The sequence below is a fragment of the Eudoraea sp. genome (assembly GCF_049669105.1).
Classification (GTDB): Bacteria; Bacteroidota; Bacteroidia; order Flavobacteriales; family Flavobacteriaceae; genus Eudoraea.
Map to the genome: position 1 here is coordinate 1 of NZ_JBATKE010000057.1, position 8,638 is coordinate 8,638.

Annotated in this window: 9 protein-coding genes; all 9 read right to left on the reverse strand. The window is 36.8% G+C overall.

The features are described 5' to 3' along the window. Positions 1-571 precede the first annotated feature (571 nt). Positions 572-1,498, reverse strand: a complete 927-nt coding sequence (locus tag WBM60_RS04680) for a DUF3078 domain-containing protein (protein ID WP_424263445.1) — start codon at positions 1,496-1,498, stop codon at positions 572-574. A 68-nt stretch (positions 1,499-1,566) separates the two neighbouring features. Next, positions 1,567-2,070 carry a DUF2480 family protein gene (locus tag WBM60_RS04685; RefSeq protein WP_424282806.1) on the reverse strand — a complete coding sequence of 168 codons (504 nt, stop codon included), beginning with the start codon at positions 2,068-2,070 and terminating at the stop codon, positions 1,567-1,569. A gap of 32 nt (positions 2,071-2,102) precedes the next feature. Next, on the reverse strand, positions 2,103-2,429 hold the full coding sequence (locus WBM60_RS04690) for a DUF59 domain-containing protein (RefSeq protein ID WP_297704434.1): 327 nt from the start codon (positions 2,427-2,429) through the stop codon (positions 2,103-2,105). Positions 2,430-2,447: 18 nt separating this feature from the next. Then, positions 2,448-2,870, reverse strand: coding sequence for a SufE family protein (locus WBM60_RS04695; RefSeq protein WP_424263450.1), 423 nt, complete (start codon positions 2,868-2,870; stop codon positions 2,448-2,450). A gap of 74 nt (positions 2,871-2,944) precedes the next feature. Continuing rightward, positions 2,945-4,171, reverse strand: coding sequence for an aminotransferase class V-fold PLP-dependent enzyme (locus WBM60_RS04700; RefSeq protein ID WP_424263452.1), 1,227 nt, complete (start codon positions 4,169-4,171; stop codon positions 2,945-2,947). A 32-nt stretch (positions 4,172-4,203) separates the two neighbouring features. After that, a complete protein-coding gene (sufD, locus tag WBM60_RS04705) occupies positions 4,204-5,520 on the reverse strand; it encodes a Fe-S cluster assembly protein SufD (RefSeq protein ID WP_424263454.1) in 1,317 nt (438 codons plus the stop codon). A 71-nt stretch (positions 5,521-5,591) separates the two neighbouring features. Next, positions 5,592-6,344, reverse strand: a complete 753-nt coding sequence (sufC, locus tag WBM60_RS04710; protein ID WP_424263456.1) for a Fe-S cluster assembly ATPase SufC — start codon at positions 6,342-6,344, stop codon at positions 5,592-5,594. Between the two features lie 7 nt (positions 6,345-6,351). After that, complete coding sequence (locus WBM60_RS04715; protein ID WP_424263458.1) at positions 6,352-7,227, reverse strand: N-acyl homoserine lactonase family protein; 876 nt, start codon at positions 7,225-7,227, stop codon at positions 6,352-6,354. Positions 7,228-7,232: 5 nt separating this feature from the next. After that, on the reverse strand, positions 7,233-8,638 hold a 1,406-nt coding region (sufB, locus tag WBM60_RS04720), incomplete at its 5' end, for a Fe-S cluster assembly protein SufB (RefSeq protein ID WP_424282807.1).

Consider the following 8,638-nt stretch of genomic DNA (forward strand, 5'->3'; position numbering starts at 1 on the left):
GTGTTTAACCCCAAATCAAAGCATAACTTAATTTAAGTGTTATTCTTCCCGATGTTAATCGGGATGATCGGATCCCAAGTCGGCACTTAACCAAAGTATTAGATTAACAAACCAAGTTTTACAAACCTACTTTTCTAACAAAGCCCCGACGGAAACGCCGGGGTTTTTTGTTGATTAAAAGTTTGAGATATATTATCCTGGGAATTACGGCCAAATACTTTCGTCAATATATCTTAAAAGTTTAAACAATTAATGTAACAAGATTGATAAATTAAAAGTAGCATATGCATTTCATCGATGTAAATAAACCACTCATATTTTTCACAACATCCGGAGATAGATTCACAACATATTTTATGATCAAAAGTTTGTTCAACTTATCTTTACGTAGTAATTAAGTGATAGTGTTCAACCCCAAATCTAACCCTGAACTTAATTTAAAGTGCTCGATTCCCCAAATCGTCTCTTAACCATAATAATAGTTAACAAACCAAATTTTACCATCCTACTTTACTAAAAAACCCCGGCAGATCTGCCGGGGTTTTTTAGTTATAAATATATTCAGGTCGTGCTAAAACTTATAGCTTAACCCCAGCGTATAGTACGTTTGAAGATTGTTGTCAATATTATCAAAAGTAGCATTTGGGTCTCCCAAAGTAGTAAGAGCATAGTTAAGAGCCTCCTGCTTATTATCCCTCAGGCCAAAATCAAATCCAATTCCTATCTTTTTCCACAAAGTATAACTAAAGGAGTTCGTCCAGGTCCAGTTAGATAAATCAGAACTCTCATAGCTTGCAAATAAAGACAGGTTTGTTTTAAAGTTGATTGGACCTAATTCTTTACTGTAATCTGCAACGATTTTTGCTCCAAAAGAGGACTCGAAAACTGAATCTCCACTGCTAAATACAAAGTTGTAGTTTAATGGATGTATTACTACAAAAAGATCTTTTACAGGAGTCCATGTAGCACCCACGCCAAGATCAAGATAACCGGGATCGTTAAAGTTGGATAAAATTGTGGTTCTGTATTCCGCTAATCCCGAAATGGCAAACTTTTCGCTCAATTTCCAGCCGTATAAAGTTGAAATATTAAATACATCGGTCGCTTGCCTAAATCCATTTTGATCATTAGGATCATCCTTATCATCAAATTTTACCCAGTTAAGATTTAGAGTGAGGGCATTCCTCCAGAAGTATTTAGGTTCATCCCGATTGGCAAAACCATTAACCGTAAAACCTATTGTTCCTGCGGAGTTATTTGGGGTCTCTTGAGCGTACCAATTATTAAACCCGGAAAAACTTCCTCCTATTGTTCCGAAGGCCCCAACTTTCCAACCCGGTAAAGCATCTATCTGTGCCTGGATGGCATCTACCCTGCCCTGAATTGCCGCAATAGAATCACTTTTAATTGCCTTTGCAGCCTTTAATTCGTCTTCCGTCTGGGCAAAGGAATTAAACGTGCTTCCTGCCAAAGCCAGTATTAATAATAATCTTTTCATAATGTCTAGTGTTTATATTTAGAACGGCAAATGTAAGGATTGTTGGGAAAATTTAACAAAAATGTATTCTATTTCCTTTTAAACAAAGGCACGGAAGAACAGGCTTCTCCATACATTATACTTTTAGCTACCGGTTGAAGTTTAATAGTAGCCCATAGATAGGCGTTTGGTGGCACTGGTTTATTACTACAGCCTTTAATTATTACAGGTTTATCTTTAAAATCAGAGATATCTAAATCTTCTATAATAGTTTGAAAAAGAGTGGTCTCCAAATCTTCCAAAGAGCCTAAAACCACTTTTTTTGCATGGGGTTGTAGTTTTGTGGAGACTAACATATAGGCCCAGCCAGGAATTATGGCTTCTGTCGAGCACCAAAGAGCTACATAGGCATCATTATATTGTTCCCAATCATGATTTGCTACATGTGCCCTAAAATCTTTTTCTTTCAGGATAATTTCTTCGTAAAGCCACTCTTTAATATCTAAAAGCACTCGTTCCCCAGCCGGATAATAATCCTCCAGATCAAATGTAAGGAGTTTGCTTTGGGCTACACGATTTACTATTTCAGACATACTTTCGGATTTATTTTCTTTTATCACTAGAACTAGAGAAGTCCCAACTCCAATTTTGCCTCCTCACTCATCAGATCCTGGGTCCAGGGAGGATCAAAGGTAATTTCAACTTCCGCATCTTTAACAAGATCCAGAGATTTAACCCTTTCTTCTACCTCAACAGGCAAAGTTTCTGCCACAGGGCAGTTAGGTGAAGTAAGCGTCATCAGTATTTTTACATCCTTGTCCTCATTAACAAAAACATCATAGATTAATCCTAATTCATAAATATCCACGGGAATCTCGGGATCATAAATTGTCTTGAGAACGGTTACTATTTTCTCGCCTAGTTCCTTTGTATTTATTGTTGTTTCACTCATATCTCTCGAATTAATTATTTAATTCAATTGTGTTTGGTATGCAATGGCATACAATTTCAATTGCTTTATCATACTTACCAACCCATTTGCACGTGTTGGAGATAAATGATCTTTAAGGCCTATTTCATCAATAAAATCTGTATTTGCCTCTATAATATCCATCGGCTTTTGATTGCTAAAAGCTCTAATCAAAATGGCAATAATACCTTTAGTAATAATGGCATCACTATCAGCTGTAAAAACCAGTTTGCCCTCCTCCAATTCTGCATGAACCCAAACCTTACTTTGGCAACCCTTGATTATATTGTCTTCAGTTTTATATTGCTCTTCAATTAATGGAAGTGATTTTCCTAGTTCTATCATATATTCATACCGCTGCATCCAGTCATCAAACATGGAAAACTCTTCTACAATTTCGTTCTGAATTTCTTCAATGCTCATAAAAAGGTTTTCGGCTAAAATACAATAAGTATCAGTGGTTTTCAATAGTTTGGGAAAATGATAACAAGCATTGTTTAGCTTAGCATCTGTTTGGCTTTCTTTACTCCTTCTACAAGAATATCCACTTCATTTTTGGTATTATAAAAGCTAAAACTCGCCCTTACCGTTCCCGGTACTTTAAAGTAATCCATAACAGGTTGCGCACAATGATGCCCTGTTCTTACTGCAATTCCTAATTTATCCAGAATCGTACCTATGTCATAGGGGTGAATGCCTTCAACATTAAAGGAAATGACCGATGTTTTATGCTCGGAAGTACCATATATTTTAAGCCCTTCGATCTTTGTAAGTTCTTTGGTAGCATATGACAGGAGCTCTTTTTCATAACTGGCGATTGCCTCGTAACCCAAAGAATTCATATAATCCAGCGCCGCTCCAAAAGCTATTCCACCACATATATTTGGAGTACCTGCCTCAAACTTATGTGGCAAATCGGCATAGGTTGTTTTTTCAAAGGTGACCTCTGCTATCATCTCTCCACCACCCTGATATGGTGGTAATTTTGAAAGCCATTCTTCCTTCCCATACAAAATACCTACCCCAGTTGGCCCACAAATTTTATGTGCAGAAATCGTATAAAAATCCACATTCAACTTTTGAACATCTATTTTAATGTGCGGTGCCGCCTGCGCGCCGTCAATCAGAACGGCTGCTCCGGCCTCATGCGCCAATGAAATAATTTTTTCTATTGGGTTTATAGTACCCAACGCATTGGATACATGATTACAAACTACCAATTTAGTGCTACTCGAAAGCAACTTGGCGTATTCCTCTTTAAGGAGTTCGCCTTCATGGTTCATTGGAATTACTTTTAAGATAGCACCCGTTCGTTCACATAGCATTTGCCAGGGAACTATATTGGAATGGTGTTCCATAGCAGATACTAATAATTCATCTCCTTTTTTTAAAAAAGAAGCAAAGCCATTAGCTACCAGGTTAATGCTATCTGTAGTGCCTGAAGTAAAAATAATTTCATAAGGTTCAGCCGCATTTATATGCTTTTGAACCTTTAGACGTGCGTTTTCATAAGCATCTGTTGCCTCCTGAGATAAGGTATGCACTCCCCTATGAATATTAGCATTATAGCGAGAATAATAATCTACAATAACATCTATGACTTGTTTTGGTGTCTGCGAAGTAGCCGCATTATCAAGGTAAACCAATGGGTATCCATTAACTTTCCTTTTGAGAATAGGAAAATCCTTGCGAATAGTTTCAATATCCAATTTGGTTATAATCATAAGGCCAATGCTATTTAAAGCTAAACTAAATATTAAAGATCAAACCCCAGTTGAACACCCAATTTATTGGCAATCAGCCTATTAATTCTCAATTTTAATTCAGGGATGCGAACACTTGCCAACACATTATTGGCAAACGCATACATTAAGAGGGCTGCAGCTTCCTTTTTTGGTATTCCTCTGGTTTGCAGATAAAAGAGTGCCTCTTCATCTAATTGTCCAATAGTACAACCATGAGAACATTTTACATCATCCGCAAAGATCTCCAATTGTGGTTTTGTATTTATGGTTGCCTTATCGCTAATCAAAATATTATTGTTCTGTTGAAAGGCGTTGGTCTTTTGGGCAATCTTATCCACTATGATTTTGCCATTGAATACTCCTATAGACTTTTCTCCATAAATTCCCTTATAATCCTGATGACTTTCGCAATTAGGCTCTCTGTGATGCACCAGGGTATGATGGTCTACATGCTGCTTTTCGCCAAGTATAGTTACCCCTTTCATGGTAGAATCAATATATTCACCATTCTGGTAATAATTGAGATTATTCCTGGTTAGCTTCCCTCCAAAAGAAAAGGTATGGACCTTCACTGTACTATTGCTCTTTTGAGAAATGTAGGTATTATCTATTAGGGATGCATTTTTGACATCATTTTGGACTTTATAATAATCTACAATAGCATTTTTTGCTGCAAAAATTTCAGTAACACAATTTGTTAATACTTCATTCGAAGTAAGACTCTGATGACGTTCTATAATCTGAAGCTCTGCATTTTCTTCCGCAATGATTAAATTTCGGGGCTGGAGTAACAATGCAGCTTCGTTCCCTGTGGCAAAATGCAATATTTCTATTGGCTTTTTAGGCATTTTATTTTTAGGAATATAAATATAAGCCCCCTCTTTACTAAATGCGGTATTTAATGTAGTTAGCGATTCATCTTTTGAGGCTACCGCATTAAAGTAAACATCTATTATCTGCTTATACATGGGTTTGCTTAGAGCAGCGCTCATAAGGCATATATCTATTCCGTCATGTGTCGTTTCGGAAAGAAATGAGCTATATACACCATCAATAAATACAATTTTATAAGTATCTATCTCATGAAGAAAATACTGCTTAACATCCTTGTATTCCAGGGCATTTATTCCTTTAGGAAAGATGCTGAAATCTATCTTTTGTAAGCTGTTCAATGAAGTGTATTTCCAGGCCTCCTGTTTTCTATCAGGAAAACCTTTAACTTCGAAGTTCTTAATTGCCTCCGAGCGTATATCATGAACGGGATGTTCTACATCTACGTTATTCTCAAATGCCAGGAAAGAAGAAACCAGTTTATCCTTTAAATCCATAATTTTGTTTTCTGTTTATTGCCTTTATAAAACAATTGCCTTTCAAATAATTAATTAATTCAACCAGAATATTATACCACCGACTCATTTTTTAACCAATCGTATCCCTTATCCTCTAATTCCAATGCTAATTCTTTGGTGCCTGATTTTACAATTTTACCCTCGTGTATAACATGTACAAAATCTGGAACAATATATTCCAACAATCGCTGGTAATGAGTAATAACTATTATAGCGTTGTCTTTGCCCTTAAGTTTATTAACACCGTTGGCTACAATTCGCAAGGCATCAATATCCAGACCGGAATCTGTTTCATCCAAAATAGCAAGTTTTGGTTCTAACATGGCCATTTGAAAAATTTCATTTCGCTTTTTTTCACCACCTGAAAATCCTTCATTTAAAGATCGAGATAAAAATTTTCTATCTATTTCCAGCAATTCGGATTTCTCACGAATAAGTTTCAACATTTGGTTAGCTGGCATATCTTCCAGTCCACGTGCTTTCCTCGATTCATTTATTGCCGTTTTCATAAAATTGGTTACGGAAACCCCGGGTATTTCAACAGGATATTGAAACGAAAGAAAAATTCCTTTGTGAGCTCTTTCTTCAGGAGAAGAGTCTTCCAGATCTACACCATTTAATTCGATATTACCTTGTGTAATTTCAAATTCCTCCTTTCCGGCTATCACTGAGGCAAGGGTGCTTTTCCCAGAACCATTTGGTCCCATAATCGCATGTATCTCTCCTGCCTTTACTTCCAGGTTTATTCCGTTTAATATTTCATTCCCTTCTACACCTGCGTGCAGATTATTTACTTTTAACATATTCTCTTTAATTTATATATTGAGGTGCTTTTGGCATTTTATTAAAATCGTCCTTTTGATGCTGTAAATATACCTTGGCTTTCATTTCCTGAGCAAAAACTTCAAATTTTTTCATACTCTCCCTGGTTTGCTTTACATCATAATTAAAAATTGGAATTCTTTTGTACTCCCTGTTTTCATAAAAATGGTATAGGTCTCCGGATAAAAGCAGCGGTCCGTGTTCTTTTAAATCAAGAAATAAAGCCTGATGACCTGGCGTATGGCCTGGCATATATTTTAAAACGACAGTGCCATCCCCAAATACATCATAATCGCCATCGACCTTTTTAATGTTTTTTAAGTCCTTAATCGCATTGTACATATCCGGGTTCTTTTCTTGCACCTCTTCTCCTGTTACAAAATCATACTCGTCTTTCTGCACAAGCCATGTTGCATTCTTGAATACATTAGCGTGCCCGCTATGATCAAAATGTGTATGAGACAGCGATATGTATTCAAAATCGTCCGGGGTCATTCCAATTTGTTTTAATTGGTTTAAAACTGAATCCTTGCGGGAAACAGTAAATGCACCATCAGGTGAAGTATATGGCTCTGGAAGTCCAATCAAAGATTCAGGAAGTCCGGCATCCCACATTAGGTTGCCTTTTGGGTGTTGAATTACATAAAATGCATCTGCAAATTCCTTGCTCTGTCCTTTGTATGTCTCATCCTGTGAAAAAAGGCCTAATGTGTTTACCACAACAGTTCCTCCATCAAAGGAATAAAGCTTCACTTCAGCTTTAGAGATTACTTCCTTACTTTCAGACACATTAGCTACTTCCTTATTCGCTTCTTTACAGGCAAACAGGAAGACAATTACTAAAAATGTTATATACTTTTTCATAGTAACTAACCAACTGAACCTTCAAGGCTGATTTCCAATAGTTTTTGAGCTTCAACGGCAAATTCCATTGGAAGTTTGTTAAGTACTTCCTTGCTAAAACCGTTTACAATTAGGGCAATAGCTTTTTCCGTTTCTATTCCTCTCTGATTGCAGTAAAAAATCTGATCTTCTCCAATTTTACTGGTAGTGGCTTCATGTTCAATTTGTGCCGTTTTATTCTTTACTTCTATATATGGAAAAGTATGTGCCCCGCATTCATTTCCCATCAACAAAGAATCACATTGCGAAAAATTTCTGGCATTCTTAGCCCTGCTGTTCACTTGCACCAAACCTCTGTAGCTATTTTGTGACTTCCCTGCGGAAATTCCTTTTGAAATAATGGTGCTTTTGGTGTTTTTCCCCAAATGGATCATTTTAGTTCCCGTATCGGCCTGCTGATAATTATTTGTTACTGCGATGGAATAAAATTCGCCTATAGAATTATCTCCTTTTAAAATACAGGATGGGTACTTCCAGGTAATTGCTGATCCGGTTTCTACCTGTGTCCAGGAGATTTTGGCGTTTTTCTCGCACAACCCTCTTTTTGTGACAAAATTGTATACGCCCCCTTTACCTTCTTTATTACCGGGATACCAGTTTTGAACTGTAGAATATTTAATTTCTGCATTATCCAGAGCTATAAGTTCCACTACCGCAGCATGTAATTGGTTTTCATCTCTCGATGGTGCCGTACAACCTTCCAGATAACTCACATAGCTTCCTTCATCTGCAACAACCAGGGTACGTTCAAATTGTCCCGTGCCAGCCTGATTTATTCTAAAATAAGTTGACAATTCCATCGGACACCTAACCCCTTTGGGGATATAGCAAAAAGATCCGTCTGAGAATACCGCAGAATTTAAAGCAGCATAGAAATTATCCTTTTGTGGCACTACAGTACCAAGGTGCTTTTTAACTAATTCCGGATGTTCTTTTATTGCCTCGGAAATAGAGCAAAAGATTATTCCTTTTTCTGCCAGTGTTTTTTTGAAAGTAGTTGCAACGGAAACTGAATCCATTACAATATCTACTGCCACGCCCGCCAGCTTTTTTTGTTCATCTAAAGAAATTCCAAGTTTTTTAAATGTATCCAATAATTCAGGATCAACTTCGTCCAAACTTTCGTATTTCGGTTTTTTATTAGGTGCCGAATAGTATGAAATATTTTGAAAATCAGGTTTTTTATAGTTGATATTAGCCCATTCGGGTTCAATCATTTCTTTCCACGCCCGAAAAGCTTCGAGACGCCATGAAGTCATCCATTCCGGTTCTTCCTTCTTTTTAGAAATGGCGATAACAATGTCCTCACTTAACCCTTTGGGAAAAGTGTCAGACTCAATATCTGTATAGAAACCATATTCATATTCTTTGG